This window comes from Streptomyces sp. NPDC088810 (assembly GCF_044750305.1).
Classification (GTDB): Bacteria; Actinomycetota; Actinomycetes; order Streptomycetales; family Streptomycetaceae; genus Streptomyces.
Genome location: NZ_JBIVJQ010000003.1, coordinates 418,348 through 441,832 on the forward strand (window position 1 = coordinate 418,348; position 23,485 = coordinate 441,832).

Consider the following 23,485-nt stretch of genomic DNA (forward strand, 5'->3'; position numbering starts at 1 on the left):
TCCGATCAGCAGTACAGGTTGCTGCCGGGGCTGACGCCGAGAATCGACGCGAAGCGCCGGTAGGTGTCGACTCGGCTCTGCACCTGGGCGGCGTTCTTGCCGTCACACTCCAGGGAACCGTTGATGGAGCGGATGGTTTGCCCGAAGCCGGCCCGGTTCACCATGGCGTTGTGCGGAGTCATGGTGCCGGGGCCGGACTGGGTGTTCCAGTACCACAGGCCGGTCTTCCAGACGACGGAGGCGTCGTTCTGCACCAGCCAGGGGTTGTCCAGGAGATCGATGCCCAGGGCGTCGTCGGCGGCCTTGTAGTTGAAGTTCCAGCTGAGCTTGAGGGGGCCACGGCCGCAGTAGGCAGCCTGACCGGCCGGGCAGCCGTACCGGCCGGGCAGCCGTACGACTGACTTTAGTCGCAGTAGGTGGGGTAGTTGGCCGTGTTCTGCTCGACCACATACACCAGCCCGCCGGTCTCATGGCTGACATTGGCGAGGAAGGCGGCGGCCTCCTGCTTCCTCACGGTGTCGCTTCCGGTGTTCGCGAAGGCCGGGTAGGCGGCGAGGGCCTGGACGAGGCCGCTGTAGGTGTAGAAGCTGTTCCGGTTCGGGAACATCTGGTTGAACTGGGCCTCGGAGACGACGAATCCGGACGGGGTGCTGCTGCCGCCGCTCGCCGGGGCGTTCCACTTCTGGTTCGCCGCCCCGGTGCAGCTCCAGATCTGCAGACGCGCGCCGTTGGTGCTGCTGTTGTCCCGCACGTCGAGGCACTTGTTCGCAGCCGGGTTGACGATGTCATGGGCCGATGTGACCACCCACTGCTGGTTGGCCTCTCCCGAGCAGTCCCACAGCTGGACGGCCGCACCGTCGGCCGTACCGCGGTCGACGACGTCCAGGCACTTGCCGAGTGCCCGAAGAGTTCCGTCACAGGGGTTGGACCACTGCTGGGCAGCGGTGCCGTTGCAGTCGTACAGCTGGACGGCGGTGCCGTTCGCGCTGCCGGCGCCGGCCCCGAGCCGGCCGAAGGCCATGCGTCTGGGGAAGGGCCGTATGACGTGGGGGTGGACATGGCTGAGGTGGCTCCTTGGGCGTGTTGCTGATGGTGAGGGACTCAGGCACACACATCGGGACGAGCGCTACCCTTCAACGTCCCTGGCGGATACGGGCGTTCTGGGCGAGCGGCGCTCAACCTGCTGGGTGACGACGATGTGACGGGCGTCAGGATCAAGGCTTCCGCCGAGCCGGGACGTCTGCCTTCTGGGGGGGGGCGGCCAGTGCGGCGGAGGCTGTCGGAAGACAGGCCGAGAGTGCGAGCGCGGCCACGACGAGGCTGCACCGTAACGCGGTGAAACGTGTGGGGGAGTGTCCGGCCATGGAGGACGATCACAGCCTTTTCGGGAACTAGGGGGCACGGGGACGACACACCAGCTCATCTGACGTGAAGCGTGGGCGCGTTCATGAAGGCCGTCGGCCGGAACCTGGAAGGTCTGTACCAGGCAAGTCAAGTGGTGAACGGTGAAGAGGGCTTGGGATCGGCCAATTGAACAGCTTCCGATGAGGATGGGCGGTTCTGTACGTGACTCCGTCGTCACAGACGCAGGTGTGCCGTCTCCGTTGCTGTGAACTCCGCTGGTTTCGCGTTCAGTTGTTGACGCCGGAGCAGAGGCGGGAGTACAAACCCCGAGAGCGCTCTCCACCTGCTGTTCCTCCATCCCCCCACGCCCGCCCACTCGGCATCCGGAGCCCCCCATGCAGACTTCCTTAAGTGCGCTCACGCACAGACCAGCAGCCCACATGGCGCGCTCCCGCACGGCGCTGGTCCTGGTCATCGCCCTGCTCGCCGCCTGCTTCGTCGCCCTGACACCCTCGCTCGCACGGGCCGACGACCAACTGCTGTCCCAAGGGCGGCCCGCCACCGCGTCCTCCACCGAGAACGCGTCCTTCCCCGCAACCGCAGCCGTCGACGGCAATCCCGGCACCCGCTGGTCCTCAGCCTTCGCCGACCCCCAATGGCTCCAGGTGGACCTCGGCTCCGCCCAGCGGATCAGCCGTGTCACCCTCACCTGGGAGGCCGCCTACGCCAAGGCCTACCAGATCCAGACCTCCAGCGACGCGGCCAACTGGACGACGGTCTACTCCACCACCACCGCCACCGGCGGCACCCAGAACCTGACCGTCACCGGCAGCGGCCGCTACGTACGCGTCTACGGAACGGCAAGGGCGACCCAATACGGCTACTCCCTCTGGGAGTTCCAGGTCTACGGCCCAGGCGGCGGCACCACTCCGCCGGACGACTTCTGGGGCAGCACCAGCGACATCCCGCCCGCGCAGAACGCCGTAGAAGTGAAGATCCTCAACCGCACCAACGGCAAGTACCCCGACAGCCAGGTCTACTGGAGCTTCAACGGCCAGACGCACTCCATCGCCGAACAGCCCTATCTCGACATGCCGGCGAACTCCGCGGGCCGCATGTACTTCTACCTGGGCTCGCCCAACAGCCCCTACTACGACTTCATCGAGTTCACGGTCGGCAACAACGTCTTCAACGGCAACACCACACGCGTCGACGCCTTCGGCCTCAAACTCGCCATGCGGCTGCACACCGAGGACGGCTACGACGTCGAGGTCGGCGAGAACCGGCAGACCTTCGCCGAGGACCGCGCCACCACGTTCCAGCGCTTCACCGACGCGGTCCCGTCCCAGTTCAAGGTACTGGCGCAGACCCAGGCCCCGTATCGCATCATCGCCCCCGGCAGCGACCCGAGCTTCCGCGCGGGTGGCGCCAACGCCAACTACTTCACCTCCTACGCCCAGTCCGTCGGCGTGAACGCGGCCACCTCCGACATCTTCGGCTGTGCCGCCTCCCTGGCCGGTAACCCGGACATGTGTGCTGCCCTGAACCGACACGTGGCCACGCTGCCGGCCTCCCAGCAGGCCGACCCGAGCCAGTACTACAAGGCCGCCCCGGCGAACTACTACGCCAAGTTCTGGCACGACAACGCCATCAACAACCTCGCCTACGGCTTCCCCTACGACGACGTGGCGGGTCAGTCCTCCTTCATCTCCCACAGCAACCCGCAGTGGCTGCTGGTCGCCGTCGGCTGGTAACCGCCAACGCATGCGAAGGGGTTGACCGCGGGGCCATCGCACTGAAAGGTGTCGCTGGGCCCCGCACAGCCCGTCCCGTCACAGGAGTCCCATGTGAGACATCGAAAGTTGCGCAGTCGTCTGAGCGCCGTCGCCGCCGCGACGGCGCTGTTCACGGGCGCTGCCGTCACAGCCGAAGCCGCTCCGACAACGTTGTCGGCACCGACGGCAACGTTGTCGCCATCCGCGAGGGTTGCCTCCCTCGTCGACGATCCGTCCCGCTTCGTCGATCCGCTGATCGGCACGGGCCTGAGCGGCAGCTCGTTCGGAGAGATCAACAACTTCCCCGGCCCCGCCGCCCCGTTCGGGATGATGCAGTTCTCGCCCGACACGCAGAACAGCTACGCCGGATACCAGTACCACAGCGACCGGATCCGCGGCTTCAGCCTCGACCACGCCTCCGTCGGCTGCAGCGCCTTCGGCGACGTACCGATCCTGCCGGTGGTCGGCGACATCGGCTCCACACCCTGGGACCGCACGGAGAAGTACAGCCACGACACCGAGAAGGCCCAGCCGGGCTATTACGCAGTCACGCTGGAGGACTCCGGCGTCCGGGCCGAACTGACCGCGACCACCCGCACAGGCCTCGCCGCATTCACCTTCCCGGCCACGGACGCGGCCCAGGTGCTGGTCAAGGGCGGCGCCAGCCTCGGCGGCAATGACGCGGCCGACATGAGGATCGTAGGGGACCGCCAGGTGACCGGGTCCGCCACGACGGGCCACTTCTGCGGCAAGTCCAACACCTACACGGTCCACTACGCGATCACCTTCGACCGTCCGTTCACCTCACACGGCACCTGGGACGGTTTGACCGTCCGTCCGGGCGGTGACTCGGTGGGCGCCAAGCGTGCCGGGACCTACCTGACCTTCGACACGAGCGGCGGGCAGGACCGTACCGTGCACGCGAAGGTGTCCATGAGCTACGTCAGCGTGGCCGGCGCGCAGTCCAACATGGACGCGGAGATACCCGGCTGGGACCTCGGCGCCGTCGCGAAGAAGACCCGTGACCAGTGGACCGACACCTTGCGGAAGGTCCGGGTGGCCGGTCGTGACGAGGGCGAACTCAAAACCTTCTACACCGCGCTGTACCACTCCCTGATGCACCCGAACACCTTCAACGACGTCGACGGCCGCTACATCGGCTTCGACGACAAGATCCACACCTTGCCCAGGGGCCGTAGTCAGTACGCCAACTTCTCCGACTGGGACACCTACCGCTCACTCGCCCCGCTCCAGGCCATGCTCTGGCCCAAGGAGGCGAGCGACATGGCGCAGTCACTGGTCAACGACGCCGTACAGGGCGGCTGGTGGCCCCGCTGGCCCATGGCCAACCAGTCCACCGGCCAGATGACCGGCGACAACTCGGTGCCGCTGGTGGCTGCGCTGTATGCCTACGGAGCACGGGACTTCGACGTGAAGACGGCGCTGAAGTACCTCGTGAAGGGCGCGACGACGGTGGACGACAGCCCCGGCGCTTACCACGAGCGTCCTGGCATCCAGAGCTACGTCGAGCGCGGCTACCTGCCCAACAACGACTCCGCACGCGGCGACCACCAGCTCGTCGGCGCCTCCATCACCCTGGAGTGGTCGATCGACGACTTCGCCATCGCGCAGCTCGCTCAGGCCGCCGGCGACAGCGCTACGGCCGCCACGTTCACCCGGCGCGGCCAGAACTGGCAGAACATCCTCAACGCGTCGACCGGCTACCTCCAGCCGCGTACCGAGGACGGCCTCTTCCCGGACGGCCCTGCCTTCCAGTCGCCGCCGTCCGGCCAGATCGGGCAGAGCGGCTTCGACGAGGGCAACGCGGCCCAGTACAACTGGCTCGTACCACAGAACATGGCCGGGCTGACCACAGCCATGGGCGGACGGGACGTCGCGGTGCAGCGCCTCGACACCTTCCTGACCCAGCTCAACGCAGGGCCCAACGAGCCGTACATGTGGGCGGGCAACGAGCCCGACTTCGCGGTGCCGTGGGCGTACAACTACCTCGGCGAGCCCTGGAAGACACAGGAGACGGTCCGCAGGATCGCGACCACCCTCTTCGGCCCCACACCGGATGGCGAACCCGGCAACGACGACCTGGGCGCGCAGTCCGCCTGGTACGTGTGGGCCGCCCTGGGCCTGTATCCCGCCACCCCGGGAACAGCCGACCTGACGGTGCACAGCCCGCTGTTCGAACGCGCCGTGCTCGACCTGCCGGGCACGCACGACCTCGACATCCGGGCACCTGGGGCCTCAGCAGACACCACATACGTCCACGGGCTCAGGCTCGACGGCGGCACCTGGAACCGCACCTACCTGCCGCGGAGCGCCGTGAGCAAGGGAGCTAGGCTGGACTTCACGCTGGGAGACAGCGCGGACACCACCTGGGCGACCGGCGCGAAGGCCGCGCCGCCGTCGTACCGGGAGGGCGAGCACCCGTTCCTGGCGAGCGTCTCGCCCGGCCAGGTCACCGTCGACCGGGGCAGGTCCGCGACGTTCACCGTGGCTGCGCAGCGCCTCGGCGGCAAGGACCGGACGCTCACAGTCACGGCCGAGGTGCCGGCCGGTCTCAAGCTGAGCGCCAAGCAGAAGACGCTGACGCTGGGCAAGGGCTCGGGCTCGGGCCGCGTCGAACTCACCGCCACCGCTGGGACGGACACCGCCGACGGCTTCTACGAGATCCGGGTGACCGTGCACGGCAGTACCGGGCCGGCCGTCGAGCAGACCGTGTACGTCCAGGTGGCCGCCAGGGGGAGCTTCGGGGCCGCGTACAACGCCACCGGCATCTCCAGCGACACCGACACCGCCCAGGGCGACTTCGACCGCTCGGGCGGCAGCTACTCCCGGCAGGCACTGGCCGCGGCCGGTCTGACGCCCGGCGCGAAGGTGGAGGTCTCCGGCACCACCTTCAGCTGGCCGGCGTCCCCGCCCGGTCGCCCCGACCACCTCTATGCGGCGGGCCAGACCGTCGACCTGACCACACAGTCCGACACCGTCCAGCGGCTGACGTTCGTGGGTGCCGCGATCTACGGGGACGTGCGGACGACGGCCACGGTGACCTTCACGGACGGCAGCAAGGAGCAGACGGATCTGTCGTTCGGCGACTGGGTGCTGCCGGGCGGGAGCGACTCCGGGGCACCCGTCTTCGGTAACTCCGTGATGGCCCGGACCGCGTACCGCAATCCCGGGCACGGCGGTCCCGCGTACGTCTTCGCCACCAAGCCGTTCCAGGCGCCAGACGGCAAGCTGATCGCGTCGGTCACCCTGCCGGACAACGTGAACATGCACCTGTTCGGCATCGGCGTCGGCTGACCTGAGGGGGAACATCAGAGGGGGCTTTCATGAGCCGACGCTCATGAAAGCCCCCTCAGCGTTGCGCCGGCCCTGGCCCGCATCACTTACAGGAGTTCCTCAGATCAGCCTGGGCGTCGTCATATGAACGGACGGCAGGCTCTGTGGCGTCACCCCAATCGCGAGGAGTGCGATCATGAACGACTACGACCCGACAAGCCACTCGCCGGCCGGTTCAGCCCCGGGGACCGCGGCCGTGCAAACGCCTCGGCGGGGTGTGCGGCGGTTGCTCTCGAAGAAGAGAAGCGGATGGATCGTGGGCGCCGGACTGACGTGTGCGGTGGCTGGACTCACCGGCACCTCCGCCGCGGCGGACTTCTCGTCGTCCGCGCCGTCCCTTTCAGCCGCAGACACGTCCTCACCGGCTCCATCGCCCAGCCTGCCCGCAGGCGGCGGGACCCGGTCCGACCCTGCCGCCGGGGGCGCGACGGGCATTGTCGACACCACGTCCGCGTCTGGCTTCACCTTTTCGACAGCAACGGGCGTGGAGGTCACCGTCGACGTGACGACGTCCACCACCTATGGGAAGGGAGCGCACCGCGCATCGGCCAAGGCCGTGAAGAAGGGCGCAAGCGTCCTCGTCCTGGGAACGGTCGACAGCGCGACCATCACGGCCACGCGGGTCATCGTGCAACCCGGGGGCGATGGTGGAGCTACGGCTGCCAAGGCGGCAGGGGTGATTCCCTTCCAGAAGGGCACGCCGTCACCGGTGAAGTCGGTCGGTCGGATTCCGGACTACACCGAAGGCGAGGGGACGATCGTCAGCGGGACGAAAGCGGACAAGGCGACGAAGGCCGCGCAGGCCGTCGTCCCCGGAGGCATCAACGACCGTGTGGTGAAGCTGAGCGACGGCGAATACGAGGTCCACAACATCAGCGTCAACTGGCCGCACCACATCTTCGTCAGCGAGGACTTCAAGGTCCTCGGCTACGAGTAGCCGCCGCGGCCGGGTGCTGGTGCCCGTCGCCGGCCCGGGTTGCCAACGGCGGCACGCTACCGGAGGCAACCCGGTCTTCCGACCCCGGCTTTCCCGGCGGTTCGGCACTCAGGCAGTAGGCCTCCCCACGAGCCCGAGGGCTGCTCCGGAGCCCTGTACATCCGGGCCGCGCGCCTTCCAGGCGGCCAGACGCGACGCCGCATGGTGCTGCCGGGTCGGGTGGCCGGCGGGCTACGTGGTAGCCATGGTGAACTACCTTCAGCACCTGAGGGCTGAACTGCCGCAGGTAGGTGTAGGAGGTCTCCAGCATGGCCAGGTGCCCGTGGTCGCGGGGCAACCGGCCAGGGGCCTGGGCGAGCGCGGCCCGCAGCCGGTCCATGCCGAGGGTGTTCCGCAGCAGTCCGCCGACCTTCTCGTCCTCGACCTGGGTGTCGACCAGGACCGGCAGGATTTCGTCCAGCAGGGCCTGCCGCCCCTCGCCGGCCGCGGCCCGGGCGGCTAGCGCGTCACGCATTTTCGTACGCGCCCGGCTCTCCTTCGCCGAGACAGCCTGGTCGAACAGACCGATGACCTCATCCAGCACATCAGCGGCCGACCGCGCCAGCACCGTCAAAGGGATCGGGTGACGGCGCTGAGGCTCGACGACAAGATCTCCTTCGCCTTCGACAGCGCGATCGCCCAGATCAAGGAGACGAACGGCATGCTCGGCGGCATCGTCCTAAGCGACGGTGAATGGCGTCTCGCCGAGCGCAGGAGATGCCATGCCAACCAGGCGGAATGCCCGGACGCAGCGCAGGCCGGGCAGACCGCGGGCTGACACGCCGCTGCCAGACCTGGTGGAGATCCATCAGCGTGGCCTGGAAGCGTTCGCGGAACTGGGCTACGAGGCGGTGTCCGTACGGCAGCTCAACGCGCGCCTCGGTATGGGGCACACCTTCATCCACGATCGGTACGGAACCAAGGAAGCCTTCTGGCGGGCGGTCATGGAATGCGCCATCCGCGACGCGACCGATGAGGTCGTAGAGGCGCTTGCCAGGGAGCAGCCCGTCGACGATCTCGCCCTGCTGATCACCGGTGTGAGGGCCTTCCACCAGGCCGCCGCCCGCCGTCCCCACCTCTCGCGGGTCATCGATTACGAAGCCGGCCGCGACTCATCGCGCCTGGCCTACCTTTACACGCCGATGAGCCCGCTCCACGATATGGGCCGGCCGGCCTCCGACCGGCTCGCGCAGGAGGGGACGCTGCGAGACATCCCTTGGTACCTGTTCCACTTCGCCGTCACGAAGCCGATGGCCATGTACAGCCAGGTACCGCTGGCGCGGATGTTCGGCCGGACCGACGACGCCGATGACCACACGCTGATGAGCACGCTGGTCCTTAACGGCCTGCTCGCGGACAACCGCCCCACAGAAGCCGGAGCCCCCGAATGACTGTCGTCCACCGTTCCAACAAGGACACCGCGGTGTTGTGTTTCACCGCCGTTATCCTCCTCGGCCTGGTCCTGTCGGCCTTCGTTCGCGGCCTGACGATGCCGGTGATCGTGTTGCAGGTCGGCTTCGTGTTCCTGCATGGGGCGCAGCGCTACGGCTGGCGCGCGATCGGCGTGTTCATCGTCGCCGGCCTTGTGATCAGCAACGCCCTGGCGACAACGCCGTGCTTTCTGGGCGCAGACCCGGCAGAGAGTGCGCTGTTGGGCGGATCGTTGCGGCCCCTTCCATCAGGTTGTTCAGGGAAATATGGTGTCCGCCGAGTCGCCAGGCCCAGATCCGATCGCCAGGCCGGCCGAACAGCCTGAGCCAGTACAGACCCGGGTCGCGGCCTCGCTCGAGGCCCCAGTTGACCTTCCAGTCTTCGACCTGGTCGAGAATGTTCTCAAGGCCCATCACCGTCGCGACCGTAGCGAATCCCGCCTCGGACAGTCCGGACGCCACCAACTGCATGGCGAGGCTCTCCTGATGGGGGCGACTGGTCCTGGATAGCCAGCCCACCGTGATCAGTGGTCGCACCGGAAAACGCTGTGCCCAGCGCCTGGGCGAGGCGCGCGCGGAGGATCGGCCCCGGCGTTTTCCGCGAGCTCGTCGCCTTCAGCCGGGATCGGCCGTCCCAGCCTGCGGAGCAGTATCGGGACATGCTCACCTCGGCGGCGTTGCCGTTGACCGCCGGACATGACCTGCCGCCGGACGCCCTCTGCTGCTGAGGGGTCCTGGCACGCGTGAGCGCAGTGCGCCGCCGGACTCTCACCTCGCCCGCCGGGCGCGCTCCAGGCCGTCGAGCAGCAGGTCGAGTCCGAAGCGGAATTCCTCATGCAGTGGGACGCCGGTGAGCTCCTACGCGGCAGCTGTCGTGGCCGGGTAGGTGGCCGGGTCGAGGGATCGGTAGTAGTCGCGCAGCTGGGGCTGGTCGTCGGTTTGGGCCGCGCCCGGGCCGTGCTGCTGGATGGCGAACCCGACGACGTAGTGGCCGATCGCGGTGAATGCGCGAGCCGCGAGATCGATGGGAAATCCGAAGCCGAGGAGAAGCCCGATGGCGCGCTCGCGGTTCACGAGGCCATTCGGGCCGACGGGCACCTGCGAAACCAGCAACGGGAGCGCGTTGGGGTGCCGGCGCAGGGTTTCGTACAGCGCTTCGGCCCCCACCGTGACCGCTTCTCGCCAGGTCAGCCCCTTCACGGCCTCCGGTGTCAGCCGAACTCCGCCCAGTATCCGGTCCACGACATGGGCCAGGAGTTCGTCCTTGCCGGCGAAGTGCCGGTACAGGGTCGCCGTGCCCGATCCCAGTGCGTCGGCCAGCATCCGCAGGGTCAGTGCCTGGACACCCACGTCGTCGATGAGCTTCAGGGCCGTGTCGATGACCTTGCCCACGTCCACGGGGGGCCGCCCGCGCCGGTGGACGGGGGCCGCCGGGTGACTCGCCCACCAGGCCGGACTTCCCGGAATGGCAGAGCTTTCCGCGGTCATGAAGGTTCTCCCCTCCGCACTCCGGTATTTCGGAGTCTGTGTAGCCGTAATCTGCTTTTCGGTGCTAGCGCATCCGTTATGAGTTCCAGCACCGCACCCACGACCCCCAGACACATGCAGGCCGCCCGGCTCGCGCGATTCGGCGCAGCTCGGGACGTCTTTGAGGTAGTCGAGGACGCGCCGACGCCGACGCCCGGCGAGGGCGAAGTCCTGGTCCGGCAGCGGGCCACCTCGGTCAACCCGATCGACTGCCGACGGCGGGGCGGCTACGGCCAGAAACTGATGAAGCTGCGCGGGCTCGCCGACTTCCCTCTCGTTCTGGGGAACGACGTCTCCGGAGACGTCGTCGCGATCGGCCCGGGGGTCTCCGCTCTGCGGGTCGGCGATGCTGTCTTCGGCGCGCAACGGCCCTCACCTCAGGGGACGTACGCCGAGTACTGCGTCGTCAAGGCCGACGACCTCGTGGCCAAGCCCGCGGAGTTGTCGTACCGCGAGGCGGCCGCGCTCCCTTACGCCTTCCTTTCGGCTTGGTCCGCCTTGCAGGCCGCGGGATTCCGGCCCGAGACCGCCGCCGGAAAGCGTGTGTTCCTGCAGGGCGGATCGGGCGGTACGGGCGTGGTGACCCTACAGGTCTGCAAGGGACTCGGCGCGTACGTCGCCACCACCGCGGGACCGGCGGGCATCGACCTGTGCAAGGGCCTCGGCGCCGACGAGGTGATCAACTACCGGACGCAGGACTTTGCGCAGAAGCTGCACGACTTCGACTTCGCGATCTGCCTGGCCGACCAGGCCGAGGAACAGAAGATGCTTTCCATCCTGCACCGCGGACCGGGAGCGGGCTATGGCACGATCGCGCACCCCCTGATGCCGCTGGTCGATGAGAAGGGCCTGCTCATTGGTGGGGCTCAGGCCGCCGGGATGCTCCTCGGCCGACGGCTGCGCCAGGCTCTGCGGCGCCGAGGCTACGGCTGGACTCTCTTCCGCCCCGACCGACCCGCCCTGGAGCTTCTCGCGCGCCTGGCCGCCGAGGGCAAAGTGCGGGCCGTCATCGACCAGACCTATCCGTTGGCCGACATCGCCGCCGCTCATGCGTACGTGGAGCGCGGACGTTCAAAGGGCAAGGTTGTTGTCGACATCGCCTGAGTACACAGTGATCGCCGGCGCGGGCATCGGCGGCCTGACCACTGCCGTGGCTCCAAGTCGAATCCGGGGCGAATTCGGGCTGTGAGTATCGTCGCCCCTGTCCACTATGCGTGCGGCATATCCGGCATTCCGGGCGCCAAATGTGGTTCCATGCGAGCCCGTAGTGGACATCCCGGCGCCGGAGGTATCGGAAGTACATGTACGAGGTGTCTTCGTGTCGACCCGCTTTGGCTGAACTCGATCACCGATGGTGCGTCCGGTAGCGGATCCTGTTGGAGTGCTGGCTGGCGAGACCATCTCGCTGACCGCTCATGGCGGCAATCACTGGTTCCCGGCGACGGCGGTGGTGTTGGGCATGGCGTTTCCGTCCCTGTCGGTGGGGCGTCGTCACCCCCGGTGCGTGGTTGGCATCAGGGCCTTGACGGCTACAGCCGCCGTGCAAGAGGGCTTCTGTCAGACGGAAGGCCTTCAGTTGGATGGCTGGTCAGCGAACCAGCGCACCTTCTGTGCGCGCCGGAGATGCTTCTGCTCGCCTCTGACCCGATGCGGCGGTCGAGGCCGCGCACGATCGGGTCATGACGGCGGACTTCGTCACGGGGCCGTGGACGGCCGAGTTGGAGGAGTTGTTCCTGCGGGTGGGCAGCCGGGTCGAGGTGCGGCGCCGGATGCGGGATTACGTGCGGGGCCTGCTGGGCCCGGTCGGGCGCAAGAACAGCTGGCAGCTGGCCGAGTACGCCGGCCACACCGGGCCGTACGGGCTGCAGCACCTGCTGTCCTGGAGCCGCTGGGATGTCGATGGGCTCCGCGATGACCTGCAGGAGTATGTGGCCGAGCGGCTCGGCATGCCGGATGGCGTGCTGATCGTCGATGACACCGGCTTCATCGAGAAGGGCTGCGTCTCCGCCGGGGTGCAGCGGCAGTATTCCGGCACCGCCGGCCGAACCGAGAACTGCCAGATCGGAGTCTTCGCCGCCTACGCCTCCGCTCGCGGGCGGGCGCTGGTGGACCGGGAGCTGTATCTGCCGAAGTCCTGGACCGATGATGCCGCGCGGTGCCGAACGGCCCGGGTTCCCGCGGACCGGGGCTTCGTGACCAAGTCGGAGCTGGCCCGCACCCTGGCTGCGGGCACCGGCCTCGTCGCTGCCGATTGCCTGGGTGACCGCGGACAGCGCCTACGGGCAGGACTGGTCCTTCCGCCGGATGCTGGAGGAAGCCGGTGTCGGCTATGTCCTGGCGGTGCCGAAGTCCCAGCAGATCAAGGCGCTGGCCGGGATCTGGCGTATCGACCAGTTGATCGCCGACGCTCCGGATGATGCCTGGCATGTCCTGTCCTGCGGCGACGGCACCAAGGGTCCGCGCACCTATGACTGGGCCGTCGCCCGGCTGCCCGTCAACATCGTCGTCGATCCGGATCCGCACACGCACCGTCGGTGGGTGATGGCCCGCCGCAGCCTGGCCCGTCCCGACGAAATCGCCCACTACGTGGCGCGTCCGAGGGGACCACGATCGAGCAACTGGTGCGGATCGCCGGCGCGCGCTGGGTCATCGAGGCGTGCTTCCAGGCCGTCCACGGGCGAGTGCGGCCTGGACCAGTACGAGGTCCGCCGGTATCCGGGCTGGTATCGGCACATCACTTTGGCCATGCTCGCGCACGCCTTCCTCACCGCCATGGCCGCGGCGGCGGTCGAAAGGGGGCGGCAGAAACGACACAGCCGGCCTGGCGCCGCTCACCGTGACGGAAGTCCGGCGCCTGCTGGCAGCTGTCTGCCCCTGGCCCGCACACCGTCGCGCCAGCGCACTGAGCTGGTCCCTCTGGCGCAGACGTCACCAGGCCGTTGCCCGCGCCTGCCATTACCGTCGGCGCACCCGTGGCTGAAGGCAGCTTGCCGAAACCGGATACTGATGGTCCGTCAGCCAGCCAGGCTCGAAACTACGCCTCTGACGAGCGGTAATGGTGAAGTCCCACTGCAGTACTAAGCCAAGTAGCAGTCGAGGCTTGCGAGGTCGACGGCGTCGGCCATGGCCTGCATGCCCTTGTCGTTGGGGTGTACGTGGTCGCCGTTGTCGAGGAAGGGGAGCATGCGCTCGGGGTCGTAGGGACTGCGCAGAGCCCGGTCGAAGTCCGCCACGGCGTCGAACTCGCCGCTGTCCCGGATGAACGCGTTGACCTCCTGCCGTACGGCCTCCCCAGCCGGGTCCCATTCCGGCCAGCCCTTGAAGGGGCCGACCGTGGCGCCGACGATGCACAGGCCCTGCGCGTGCACGCGGTCGATGATCTCGCGGTACCCGGCGATCATGTCCTCGGCCGTGACGCCGGTGTGGGCCTTGATGTCGTTGATGCCCTCGAAGAGGAAGACGGTCCGGACCCCGGAGTGGGACAGGACATCGCGGTCCAGCCGGTTCAGGGCGCTCTGTCCGGCGCCGTCGGTGAGCACCTTGTTGCCGGAGATGCCCTCGTTGGCGACGCCCCCGACGGTCGTCGCGGTGGAGGTGTGCAGCCGACGGGCCAGGTAGTCGGGCCAGCGGCGGTTCAGGTCCGTCGACGACTGCCAGCCGTCTGTGATGGAGTCGCCGAGCGTCACCACCGCGCCGATCGAGGAACGGGTCCGTACGGTGACCGCGTCGAGGTAGAACCAGGAGCCGGTCTTCCCGGTCCAGTTGGCGGCGCTCTCTTCGGCGGTGTGGTCGCCCTGGGTGAAGTACGACGTCGCCATGGCCATGCCGTGGCCGGTCCCGGGGCCCGCCGCGTCCGGGCTGTGGATGCTGACGACGAGGTTGGACTCGGCGGCCAGCCTGCCGGGCAGGAGGTCGCTGTAGACCGTCTGCCCGGCCGGGACGGTGACCGAGCGGGCGCCGTCGAAGGTCAGCCGCTTGTTGCTGCCGCGGACCAGTGCGGCACCCGACTTCTGCAGGCCGGCGTAGACGCTGTCGAAGGTCACCGGCCGGTCACCGAACGCGTTGGACAGCCGGATCCGCACGTTGTCGCCGCCCACGCTGGTGTGCACGACGAGCCGGTAGCCGCGCCCCGCGACCCCCTCGCCCAAGCGGTCGGCACTGGCGCCCCAGGTGACGACGTCGTGCCGGTCGCCCGCCTTTCCGGAAGCCCTGGCAACCGCCTGCCCGGACGGGACGACCAGCGCGAACACCATCGCGAGCGCCCCGCCCGCGGACACGATCCGGCGGATCACCGGTCGAAACCCTTCAGCGTGACGGACGCACCGGGCTTGAGCGCGACGCTGCGCGAGCGGCCCGCGAACTCGACCCTCGTCACACGCCCGCCGACGCTGCGGATCCTCACCGAAGTGGGCTCTCCGTCCTGCCACTTCAGGTCCACGACGAATCCGCCACGCGCGGGGAGACCGGTGAGATGCCCGGATGCGGCCCAGGCGTCCGGCAGGGCGGGGAGCAGCTCCAGGTGGCCGGGGCGAGAGTACAGCAGCATCTCCGTCATCGCGGCCGCCGTGCCGAAGTTGGCGTCGATCTGGAAGATGCCGCGGCCCTTCTCCACCTCGTAGATGTCGAAGAGGTTGAACGCGGTGCCGTTGCTGCCACCGGTCGACGGGCGAAGGTTGTTGACCACCAGCTGGTAGGCCTTCTCAGCGTCCTTCAGCCGGGCCCAGCACAGACTGCGCCAGGCGTTGGCCCAGCCGAAGCTGTTCATGCCGCGCGCGGTGAGCTGGGCGGTGGCTCCGTCGACGATCTCTTTGGGGGTGGAACCGTCGGGGCGGATGCGGTCGCCGGGGAACAGGCCGACCAGCCCGGACAGGTGCCGGTGGGTGGTCTCGCCGAGGTTGTCGGGCGACATCCACTCCTCCAGCCAGCCCGTCTTCGGGCTGACCTGCGGCAGGTACAGCTTCTTCCGCATGCCGGTGATGGTGGCGGCGTAGCCGGTGTCCTTCCTCAGCAGGGCGGACGCGACGGCGAAGTTGCCGAACAGCGCCCAGACCAGTTCCTGGGCGTAGGTGATGCCCTTGGTGTCGAGCGGGCCGTGCTCCGGCGACCAGTCGCCGTCCGCGATCAGCACCTCCTGGGTCGTGCCGGGGAGGGTGGTCGTCAGTAGCCGCGCCTCCCAGAACTCGCAGGCGCCCTTGAGGAGCGGGTAGATCTTCGCCAGGTAGGCAAGGGACTGGGTGTACTCGTAGTGCTCGTACAGGCTGTTGCACAGCCAGGCGTTGCCCGCCGGGTGCCACCACCAGCCGCCTCCGCCGTACGGGTTGGTGGAGATGGCGACGGTCCAGCCGGCGTTCTTGCCGGTGGAGTTGCGGTAGCGGTTGCGCGGGTCGTTGAACAGCCTCTGAGTGAGGTCGCTCCAGGACGGGAGCTGGGCGAGGCAGTAGTCGGTGAAGGCGTCGAAGCACTGGGACAGACCGGTCCGGTCGGCCATCCAGTAGTTCATCTGGATGTTGATGTCGGTGTGGTAGTCGCCCATCCAGTCCGGGTCGTTGCCGTGCAGCCACAGGCCCTGGAGGTTCAGCGGCAGGCTGTCTCGCGAGCCGGTGATCATGAGGTAGCGGCCGAACTGGAGGTAGGCCGCTTCCAGTTCGGGGTCGGGTTCGAGGTTGCGGGTGCGGGCGTGGAGGCGTTCCCAGGTGTCCAGTCCACGCTGGGCGTCGGTGGACGTGCCGAGGGAGAGGTCGAGCTGTCCGTACAGGGCTCGGTAGTCGGCGACGTGGGTGCGCCGCAGCGCGTCGGCGGCCTCCGCAACGGCGGCGCGGACCTTCGTACGGGCCAGTCGCTCGGGGTCGAGGGAGGGGTTGCGGAAGCCGGCCGCGGCGTCGGGCGCGTAGTTGGTGCCGGCGCTGACGACGACGGTGAGGTCCTTGCAGCCGGAGAAGTCGATGCGGGTGCCGTCGACGGTGACCCTGCCGCCGTCGCCCCGAGCCTTGACGGCGGCGCCGTAGCGCAAGCCGTTGGCCAGGGTCGCCCCGAACGACTCGGCGGCGGTGGGCGTCTCGCCGTGGGTGCCGGTCAGGGTGATGGAGCCGGTGTAGCGGCCGCCGCCGCTCTGGGTGAAGTGCAGGACGATGACGTCGTCGGGGTGGCTGGCGTACATCTCGCGCCGGTAGGTGACGCCGGAGCGGACGTAGGAGGAGGTGACCAGGCCCTGGGCGAGGTCGAGGGTGCGGCGGTAGCCGTTGACGGCGCCGAGGTCGTGGTCGGGGATGTCCACTGCGAGCTTTGCGAGCAGCGTGAACGAGCCGAAGTCCGTGCGCCCGTACGGGAACTGGCCGTCCTTGTCGAGGGTGTCGTTGAGGCCGCCGGTCCACATCGTGGCGTCGGTGATCAGCAGCAGTTCGCGGCCGGGGTCGTTGCTCGCGAGGGCGCCGATGCGGCCGTTGCCGACGGGCAGGCCCTGTTCGATCAGCGAGCCCTCGTCACCGGGGGCCTGCCACCACAGTTGGTGGCGGGTCGAGCCGGAGACCGACGGCGCTTCGGCGGGGCGGGTGGGTGCGGCGGAGGCAGTGAAGGCAGGCAGGGTACCGAGGGCGGCGGTGAGGCCGGCGGTGGTGGCCAGGGAGAGGACGGATCTTCTGCTCGGCTCGTTCGTGTTGGTGTCCATGCGCGGCTCCGGGGGGCGTCTGGGCCCGGCGCGCGGCCGGGCCCCGTCGGCGGGAGGTCAGAGAGACTGCTGTACGTCGATCCGGTCGATGTCCGGCGCGTAGCCGTCGCTTCCGCTGTCGAACGTGATCGTGTTGGCCCCTGCCTTCAGCTTCACCGGCACATAAACGGTGTTGACCGTTCCCCAGTCGCCCGTGGCAGCGAACTTGTGCGAGGTGGCGCCGCCGCCGTTGGCGGAGACCAGGGCTGATCGGGCGTCGCCGCTGATGTAGGAGACCTTGATCTGGTAGGTGCCGGCCTTGGCTACCACGACGTCGTCGAGGGTGACCTTGCCGCCCGTGTAGAGGTTGCCGACCTTGTGGCCGCCGGAGCAGGCGGAGCAGTCGGCCACGGAGGCGTTGCCGCTCAGACTGCCCGCTTCGGCCTCGTACGCGGTCCAGGCGAGGTCGGTGCCGCGCGGGGTGACGGTGAACAGGCGCGAGCCGTGCGCCGGCAGGGCCTGGGTGATCTTGTCGGTGTATGAGCCCAGGCTCTGCTCGTTCCACACGTCGCGCACCGAGGCCTTGCCCTTGAAGCCGAGGGTGGACCAGTTGGCGGTCACCGAGGCGGGGGCGTCGGAGAGGTTGAACAGCGCGACGGTGTAGGAGCCGTTCGGGTTCTTCGCGGCCCACACCTGCTGCGGGTCGGAGGCGGTGACGGGCTCGGCGGGCGGGGCGCTGCTCTGGTTGATCGCGATAACCTCGCGGTTGGTCAGCAGCGACAGGCCGTAGGAGTCCAGCTTGGTGAGGTCGTCGCCGGTGAACAGCGGGGACTTGGCTATCGCCCACAAGGTGGCGTAGCTCTGCCGCTCGGCCTTGGTGAGGCCGTCCATCTCGCCGTTGCCGACATTGAGGGAGTCGAGGTCGTTCCAGGCGCCGGGGCCGGCGTGGTCGGTCCAGGCGGGGGCGTCGTCCCAGCGGTCGTCGACCGAGTTCTCCCAGGTGACCAGGGTGTTGCAGTAGCACTCGACGTCGGTGTCGATGCGCCAGCCGTTGGAGTACTTCTTCCAGTCCTCTACGTGCCCGTAGTCGAGGGACCAGGACAGCTCCAGGTGGACCGGGCGGCCGGCGGTCTTGATGGCCTTCTGCCAGGCGGCGACGTCGGCGACGTTGTTGTAGTTGTCGCCGTTCTTGAAGGAGCCGGGTCCGACGCCGTCGAGCTTGAGGAAGTCGTAGCCCCAGTCGGCGAACATCTGCGCCTGGGAGTCGATGTACTTCTGCGCGCAGGGATCCGAGAAGTCGATCTTGTAGGCGCTGTCCCAGCCGTTGGTGGTGCGCAGGTCGTCGTAGACGATGTCGCCGGTGGTGCAGCCCTCGGCGTTCCAGATCGGGTTCTTGCCGTCGTTGTACGCCCCCTTCTCCAGGCCGACCGGGAGGTAGATGCCGGCCTTGAGGCCCTTGGAGTGGATGCGGTCGGCGACGGCCTTCATGCCGCTGGGGAAGCGCAGCGGGTCGGCCTTCTGCCGGCCGTACTCGTCGAATTGCGACTTCCAGGACCAGCTCATCCACCAGCCGGCGTCTATGTTGACGTACTCGTAGCCGTACTTCTTCAGCTTGGCGGCCATGGCGTCGGTCTGCTTGAGGACGTTCGCCTCGGACAGATAGCTGTAGTCGCCCTTGGGGTTGAGGCCCGGGTACTTCGACGACTGCATGGTCCAGCTCGTCCAGCCCATGTAGGGCTTGGCGGCCACGGGAGTGGACGTGGCGGCCGGGGACGCGGTGGGCTCGGCCTGCGCGGCGGGGACGGCCGTCGCGAGTCCCGCGGTGAGGGCCAGGACGACGACTGTTCTCAACCGTCGTCCGGGCAGGAAGGAGTACGAGGATGACCGCATGGGTCGTACCTCCTTTAGTTCGGTGCGGCGAGGGATACGAGGGCGGCTCAGCCCTTGCTCGAGCCGATGGTGAGCCCGCTGATGAACTGGCGCTGGAGCGCGAAGTACACCAGCAGCGTGGGGATAGCGGTCATCAGGGCACCGGCCGCGATCAGGTTGGGGTTGGTGAAGTAGGCGCCCTGGAGGTTGGCCAGCGCGGAGGTGATGGGCCGCTTGTCGCCGGTGTCGACGAGGATGAGCGGCCAGAAGAAGTCGTTGTAGATCCAGATGGACTCCAGGGTGGCCAGCGCGGCGAAGGCCGGCCGGCACAGCGGCAGGATGATCTGGAAGAACTGCCGCCACACCGGGGCGCCGTCGACCTGCGCGGCCTCGGTGATCTCCTTCGGGATCGTCTTCATGTAGTTGCTGAGCACGAAGGTGCAGAAGCCGCACTGGTACGCGATGTGGATCGCGATGATGCCCCACATCGAGTCGTACAGCAGCATCGAGTCGCTCATCCACCACGGCAGCGGGACCAGCAGGTAGAGCCGGTACAGCGGGGTGATGAGCACCTGGGCGGGCAGCAGGTTGCCCGCGGTGAACAGCATCAGCAGCGCGAGGTTGAAGCGGAAGTCGAAGCGGGAGACGAAGAACGCGACGGCCGCGGAGAACAGCAGGGTGCCGAGCACCGCGGGGACGGTGATGAGGACGGAGTTCCAGAAGAAGTGCGGCATGCCGGACTGGGTCCAGGCGTTCGTGAAGTTCTCCAGGCTGAAGCTGCGCGGCCAGGAGAAGTAGCCGTTGGCCGAGGTGTCCTCGTACGACCTGAGCGAGGTGTACACCGCCCACAGCAGCGGGACGAGCCACAGCAGGGCGATGCCGGCGAGCAGCAGATGGAGCCGGAGGTGGCGCGGGGGCCGCTTGGGTCCGTTCTTCTGCGGTCGCCGGCGTGCGGACTCGCTACGGGAGGCGGGCCGGCTGACGGTCGTGGTCACTGGTCTTCCTTCCGGAAGGTCTGCACGAGGAAGGTCCCGATCGTGGCGAGCGAGACGATCAGCAGGATCACGGCGAGCGCGGAGCCGTAACCGATGTGGCCGGCCTCGCCGACGATGTTGTCGGTGATCAGCAGGGAGAGCAGTTCCATTCCGGGTTTGCTGCCGGTGCCCCCGCCGAGGACGTAGACGATGTCGAAGGCGCGCAGCGACTCCATCACAGTGACGACGAGGATGATGATGTTGACCGGTTTCAGGGACGGGAAGATGACCTTGAAGAAGGTCTGGCGCCCGTTGGCACCGTCGAGGGCCGCGGCCTCCCGCAGGGCCGGGTCGACGCTCTTCAGCCCGGCCAGGTAGAGGATCATGATGTATCCGGTGTGCCGCCAGCCCGAGGCGACGAGGACCGCCCACAGGTTCAGGTCGGCATTGCCGAGCCAGTCGATGTGCTGAGCGACCCCGACGGCGCCGAGGACGCTGTTGAGCAGCCCGGTGTCGGGGTTGTAGATGATCTCCCAGACGAAGCCGACCACCGCGAGGGACAGCACCATCGGCACGAAGATCGCGGTCTGGTAGACCTTAGTGAAACGAATCTTCTTGTCGAGCTGGTAGGCCAGGAAGATACCGAACGGGGTGGGGAGCAGCGCCGTGAACAGCAGCCAGATCACGTTGTGCTGGACGGCCGGCCAGAACGGCGGGTAGTTCGTGAAGATCTGGGTGTAGTTCTCTATGCCCGTCCATGCGATGTCGGACAGGTTGATGCCGTCCCAGGTCGTGAACGACAGCGTGATCGAGGCGAGTGCGGGCAGCCAGACGAAGACGAGAAGGGCAAGCAGCGGCAGGCCGATGACGAACGTCAGGAACAGACGGTCGCCTCGGCTCAGCCGCCCGGGGGAGGTCGCGGAGGACACGGTGCGCAGGCCTTTCCGGTCCCGGTCAGGAGGTGAAGAAGCGCGAGCGCTGGGACTCGATCTTCTTGAGGGTCGCGGTGCCGTCGTCCGGGTGGCCGAGCCACTCGACCAGGCCGGGCAGGACGACCGTGGAGATGAAGCCGGGGTCGCTGTCCCGGTCGGCGAACTGGCTGATGTGCTGCGCGGAGGCGATGAGTTCGGCCGACTTGGTCTGCAGGGCGTTGTACGAGTCGGTCTTCGCCTGGTCGTTGGCGGCGAGGTTGCTCGGGTCGACGCCCATGTACAGCTCCTCCGCGCGGGCGCTGCCCAGGAACTCCAGGAACTTCTTCGCGCCGTCCTCGTTCTGCGGCTTCCGGCTCAACACGAAGCCGTCGGTAGGGGCCTCGACGGCGTCCAGGCCGTGGGCACTGTCGATCTCAGGGAAGGGGAAGAAGTCGATGTCGTCGCGTATCGCCTCGTCGGTGATCTGCTGGCCGATGAACAGGCCGATGACCGCCATGCCCGACTTCTTGTCGATGAGCGACTGGGCGGCGTCCTGCCAGGAGCGGCCGCCGCCGCCCGTCTGGTAGTAGGGGGTCAGTTCACGCCACAGGTCGAAGATGCGCACGGCGCGCTTGTCGGTCCAGGAGACCTCGCCGCGCATCAACTGCATGTGGAAGTCGTACCCGTTGGCACGCAGGTCGAGGTAGTCGAAGGCGCCGAGGACGGACCAGCTGTCGCCGCCGCCGTAGCCGGCGGTGACCGGGGAGAGGCCGTCCTTCTTCATCTGCTTGGCGAGCGCGATGAATTCGTCCCACTTGGTGGGCACCTCGTAGCTGCGGTCCTTGAAGACGCTCTTCCGGTAGAACACCGCCCAGGGGTAGTTGTACAGCGGGACGAAGTAGTACTTGCCGTCCTCGCCCTTGGACAGCTGCTTCGCGGCACCGCTGAAGCCGCCGCCGATGACGTCCCAGACGTCGTCGATGGGGCTCGCCAGGCCCTTCTTCGCGAAGTACTGCATGCGGTAGCCCGCGAACCAGGTGAACACGTCGTCCGGGGTGCCCTGGAGATAGCTGGTGATGCTCGTCTGGAAGGTGTCGTGGTCGACCGTGTTCGTCTTCACCGTCAGGCCGGAGTCCTTGGTGAACGCCTGGGTCACGGCCGCGTAGGCCTTCTTGGGCGTGGCGTCGGCGCCGTTGGAGCCGAAGGTGACCGTCTTGGGGTCGCCCCCCGGGCCCCCGCCGCAGGCGGTGAGGACGGGAGCGGCCAGGGCCGCCGTGGACAGGCCGAACAGTCCGCCGACGACTTGGCGCCGGCCGGGGCCCCGCGCAGCCAGGGGGAAGCTGCTGTGCTGCGTCATTCGTCGCTCCTCGTGCTCGTGCGTCGCTAGGCGCGCGCGGCAGCGCCGATGGCGCGCTGCTGGTGGGTGTCGGATCTGATGAAGCTCTGGATCGCGGTGGCGGCTGCCCCGCGGGCCCACTCCTCGAAGGGCAGTGGGCGGGTCTGTACGTCGCACTGCACGGCCGAGCCGAAGGCGTGCGCGGAGAAGGTGTCGCGGATCTGCTTGGCGAACAGGTCGTAGGCGGCCAGTCCCTCTCCGGAGATGATCACTCGCTCGGGCCCGAACAGGTTGGCCACGGTGGCGATGCCGCGGCCGATCGCCTCGCCGGCGGCGGCGTAGACCTCCCGTACTCCCGGGTGTCCCCGACGGGCCAGGTCCACGGCGTGGGCGATGTCCGTGACCCCGGCCCCCGTCGTCTCGGTGATGCGGGCGAGGATGGCCTGGTCGGCCGCGATCGCCTCCACACAGCCCCGGTTGCCGCACCGGCACATCGGGCCGGCCGGATCGATCGCGACATGCCCGATCTCGCCGGCCACCCCGTGCGCCCCGGCGACAACCCGTCCATGCACCACGAGTCCGCAGCCGATGCCCGCGCCGACGGTGACCAGCGCGAAGTCGGACAGCCCCACACCCGCGCCGAACCACTGCTCAGCGACCGTCAGGGCCCGCACGTCGTTCTCAACTGTGACCGGCAACCCGGTGGTCACGGTGGCGAGTTCGCCTAGTGCCACGTCGCGCCACTCCAGGAACGGCGAATAGCGGACGACTCCTTCGGCGCGGTCCACGTCGCCGGAGACGGCGAGGCCGAGACCGAGCACCGGGACCCCGAAGCCCTCGGCCTCGGTGAACAGTTCCCGCACGAGTTCCGAGAGCGCGGCGAGTACCGCTGCCGGGGCCGGGTCCGTCAGCGGCAGGTGCCGGGCCACGCGGATGCGGCAGCACAGGTCGGTGAGGACACCGATGAGTTCGTCCCCGGTCGCCTTGACTCCGATGAACAGCGCACGGCCTCCGTCGACCCGCACCGGATTGGCCGGCCGCCCCAGGGCGCGGCGGGCGTCGTCGGTGTCCTCCACGAGATACCCGGCCTCGATCAGCGGCCGTACCGCCTTGGTCACCGCCGCGGCGGACAGTCCGGTGCGCTCGGCCACTGCGGAACGGGTGAGGGGGCCGTGCGAGAGCACAGTGGTGAAGACCTGGGCGACGGCGGGCGTCTGCGCAGGGAAGGCCTCGAGAGGGGCGGTCGACTGCATGGCCGGGAACTTAGGTCCCTTATTTTTCGGTGTCAATGAAAGAAGCAGAATCTCGTGAAACATTGGTCGTACACCCCTGAAACTTTCAAACTG

General features: G+C 68.2%; 16 protein-coding genes and 2 pseudogenes. 8 read left to right on the forward strand and 10 right to left on the reverse strand.

From position 1 onward, the window contains the following. Window positions 1–5 precede the first annotated feature (5 nt). Window positions 6–1,000 (reverse strand): annotated as a pseudogene (locus tag ACIP4Y_RS12750) (glycoside hydrolase family 19 protein); the annotation flags it as partial. Window positions 1,001–1,739: 739 nt separating this feature from the next. Here ACIP4Y_RS12750 and ACIP4Y_RS12755 point away from each other — a divergent pair. The 6 genes from ACIP4Y_RS12755 to ACIP4Y_RS12780 all read left to right on the forward strand — a co-directional run bounded on the left by ACIP4Y_RS12755 (window position 1,740) and on the right by ACIP4Y_RS12780 (window position 8,840). After that, window positions 1,740–3,098 (forward strand): beta-1,3-glucanase family protein, encoded by a 1,359-nt coding sequence (locus tag ACIP4Y_RS12755; protein WP_401391593.1) that lies wholly within the window; start codon window positions 1,740–1,742, stop codon window positions 3,096–3,098. Window positions 3,099–3,311: 213 nt separating this feature from the next. Continuing rightward, on the forward strand, window positions 3,312–6,434 hold the full coding sequence (locus tag ACIP4Y_RS12760) for a GH92 family glycosyl hydrolase (RefSeq protein WP_401391596.1): 3,123 nt from the start codon (window positions 3,312–3,314) through the stop codon (window positions 6,432–6,434). A gap of 175 nt (window positions 6,435–6,609) precedes the next feature. Then, complete coding sequence (locus tag ACIP4Y_RS12765; RefSeq protein WP_401391599.1) at window positions 6,610–7,410, forward strand: hypothetical protein; 801 nt, start codon at window positions 6,610–6,612, stop codon at window positions 7,408–7,410. A gap of 316 nt (window positions 7,411–7,726) precedes the next feature. Continuing rightward, the gene (locus ACIP4Y_RS12770) at window positions 7,727–7,912 is read left to right on the forward strand and encodes a hypothetical protein (protein ID WP_401391602.1); all 186 of its coding nucleotides are present in this window, start codon (window positions 7,727–7,729) and stop codon (window positions 7,910–7,912) included. Window positions 7,913–8,032: 120 nt separating this feature from the next. Then, window positions 8,033–8,227, forward strand: a complete 195-nt coding sequence (locus ACIP4Y_RS12775) for a hypothetical protein (protein ID WP_401391605.1) — start codon at window positions 8,033–8,035, stop codon at window positions 8,225–8,227. 19 nt (window positions 8,228–8,246) lie between these two features. Continuing rightward, entirely contained in the window at window positions 8,247–8,840 is a 594-nt protein-coding gene (locus ACIP4Y_RS12780; protein WP_401391608.1) for a TetR/AcrR family transcriptional regulator, read from the forward strand. A 198-nt stretch (window positions 8,841–9,038) separates the two neighbouring features. Here the strand turns inward: ACIP4Y_RS12780 and ACIP4Y_RS12785 are convergent, their stop codons facing one another. Beyond that, window positions 9,039–9,350 (reverse strand): DUF3500 domain-containing protein, encoded by a 312-nt coding sequence (locus ACIP4Y_RS12785; RefSeq protein ID WP_401391610.1) that lies wholly within the window; start codon window positions 9,348–9,350, stop codon window positions 9,039–9,041. A gap of 387 nt (window positions 9,351–9,737) precedes the next feature. Beyond that, window positions 9,738–10,277, reverse strand: coding sequence for a TetR/AcrR family transcriptional regulator (locus ACIP4Y_RS12790; RefSeq protein ID WP_401391613.1), 540 nt, complete (start codon window positions 10,275–10,277; stop codon window positions 9,738–9,740). A gap of 168 nt (window positions 10,278–10,445) precedes the next feature. Between ACIP4Y_RS12790 and ACIP4Y_RS12795 the strand changes: the two genes are divergently transcribed. After that, the gene (locus tag ACIP4Y_RS12795; protein WP_401391616.1) at window positions 10,446–11,510 is read left to right on the forward strand and encodes a zinc-binding dehydrogenase; all 1,065 of its coding nucleotides are present in this window, start codon (window positions 10,446–10,448) and stop codon (window positions 11,508–11,510) included. A 575-nt stretch (window positions 11,511–12,085) separates the two neighbouring features. Further along, a pseudogene (locus tag ACIP4Y_RS12800) lies at window positions 12,086–13,220 on the forward strand (IS701 family transposase); the annotation flags it as partial. Window positions 13,221–13,483: 263 nt separating this feature from the next. On the opposite strand, the gene ACIP4Y_RS12805 reads toward ACIP4Y_RS12800, so the two are convergent. From ACIP4Y_RS12805 to ACIP4Y_RS12835, 7 genes are read right to left on the reverse strand one after another with little or no spacing between them, the layout of a single operon-like run. Then, window positions 13,484–14,659 (reverse strand): SGNH/GDSL hydrolase family protein, encoded by a 1,176-nt coding sequence (locus ACIP4Y_RS12805; protein ID WP_401392514.1) that lies wholly within the window; start codon window positions 14,657–14,659, stop codon window positions 13,484–13,486. Between the two features lie 35 nt (window positions 14,660–14,694). Next, window positions 14,695–17,070 (reverse strand): glycosyl hydrolase family 95 catalytic domain-containing protein, encoded by a 2,376-nt coding sequence (locus ACIP4Y_RS12810; protein WP_401391619.1) that lies wholly within the window; start codon window positions 17,068–17,070, stop codon window positions 14,695–14,697. 57 nt (window positions 17,071–17,127) lie between these two features. Next, on the reverse strand, window positions 17,128–18,939 hold the full coding sequence (locus tag ACIP4Y_RS12815) for an alpha-galactosidase D (RefSeq protein WP_401391622.1): 1,812 nt from the start codon (window positions 18,937–18,939) through the stop codon (window positions 17,128–17,130). A 47-nt stretch (window positions 18,940–18,986) separates the two neighbouring features. Next, a complete protein-coding gene (locus ACIP4Y_RS12820) occupies window positions 18,987–19,913 on the reverse strand; it encodes a carbohydrate ABC transporter permease (RefSeq protein WP_401391625.1) in 927 nt (308 codons plus the stop codon). Then, on the reverse strand, window positions 19,910–20,821 hold the full coding sequence (locus ACIP4Y_RS12825; RefSeq protein ID WP_401391628.1) for a carbohydrate ABC transporter permease: 912 nt from the start codon (window positions 20,819–20,821) through the stop codon (window positions 19,910–19,912). Before ACIP4Y_RS12825 ends, ACIP4Y_RS12820 begins: the two co-directional genes overlap by 4 nt. Window positions 20,822–20,846: 25 nt before the next feature. Then, window positions 20,847–22,160: an ABC transporter substrate-binding protein gene (locus tag ACIP4Y_RS12830; RefSeq protein WP_401391631.1), complete on the reverse strand. Its 1,314-nt coding sequence runs from the start codon at window positions 22,158–22,160 to the stop codon at window positions 20,847–20,849. 26 nt (window positions 22,161–22,186) lie between these two features. Further along, window positions 22,187–23,392: an ROK family protein gene (locus tag ACIP4Y_RS12835; protein WP_401391634.1), complete on the reverse strand. Its 1,206-nt coding sequence runs from the start codon at window positions 23,390–23,392 to the stop codon at window positions 22,187–22,189. Between the last annotated feature and the right edge of the window lie 93 nt (window positions 23,393–23,485).

What these genes read in the sequence shown, in the direction of transcription:
- ACIP4Y_RS12755 (WP_401391593.1), top strand. Translation starts at nt 1,740, where the DNA reads ATGCAGACTTCCTTAAGTGCGCTCACGCACAGACCAGCAGCCCACATG.
- ACIP4Y_RS12765 (WP_401391599.1), top strand. Translation starts at nt 6,610, where the DNA reads ATGAACGACTACGACCCGACAAGCCACTCGCCGGCCGGTTCAGCCCCG.
- ACIP4Y_RS12785 (WP_401391610.1), bottom strand. Translation starts at nt 9,350, where the DNA reads ATGCAGTTGGTGGCGTCCGGACTGTCCGAGGCGGGATTCGCTACGGTC.
- ACIP4Y_RS12795 (WP_401391616.1), top strand. Translation starts at nt 10,446, where the DNA reads ATGAGTTCCAGCACCGCACCCACGACCCCCAGACACATGCAGGCCGCC.
- ACIP4Y_RS12805 (WP_401392514.1), bottom strand. Translation starts at nt 14,659, where the DNA reads ATGGTGTTCGCGCTGGTCGTCCCGTCCGGGCAGGCGGTTGCCAGGGCT.
- ACIP4Y_RS12810 (WP_401391619.1), bottom strand. Translation starts at nt 17,070, where the DNA reads ATGGACACCAACACGAACGAGCCGAGCAGAAGATCCGTCCTCTCCCTG.
- ACIP4Y_RS12815 (WP_401391622.1), bottom strand. Translation starts at nt 18,939, where the DNA reads ATGCGGTCATCCTCGTACTCCTTCCTGCCCGGACGACGGTTGAGAACA.
- ACIP4Y_RS12830 (WP_401391631.1), bottom strand. Translation starts at nt 22,160, where the DNA reads ATGACGCAGCACAGCAGCTTCCCCCTGGCTGCGCGGGGCCCCGGCCGG.
- ACIP4Y_RS12835 (WP_401391634.1), bottom strand. Translation starts at nt 23,392, where the DNA reads ATGCAGTCGACCGCCCCTCTCGAGGCCTTCCCTGCGCAGACGCCCGCC.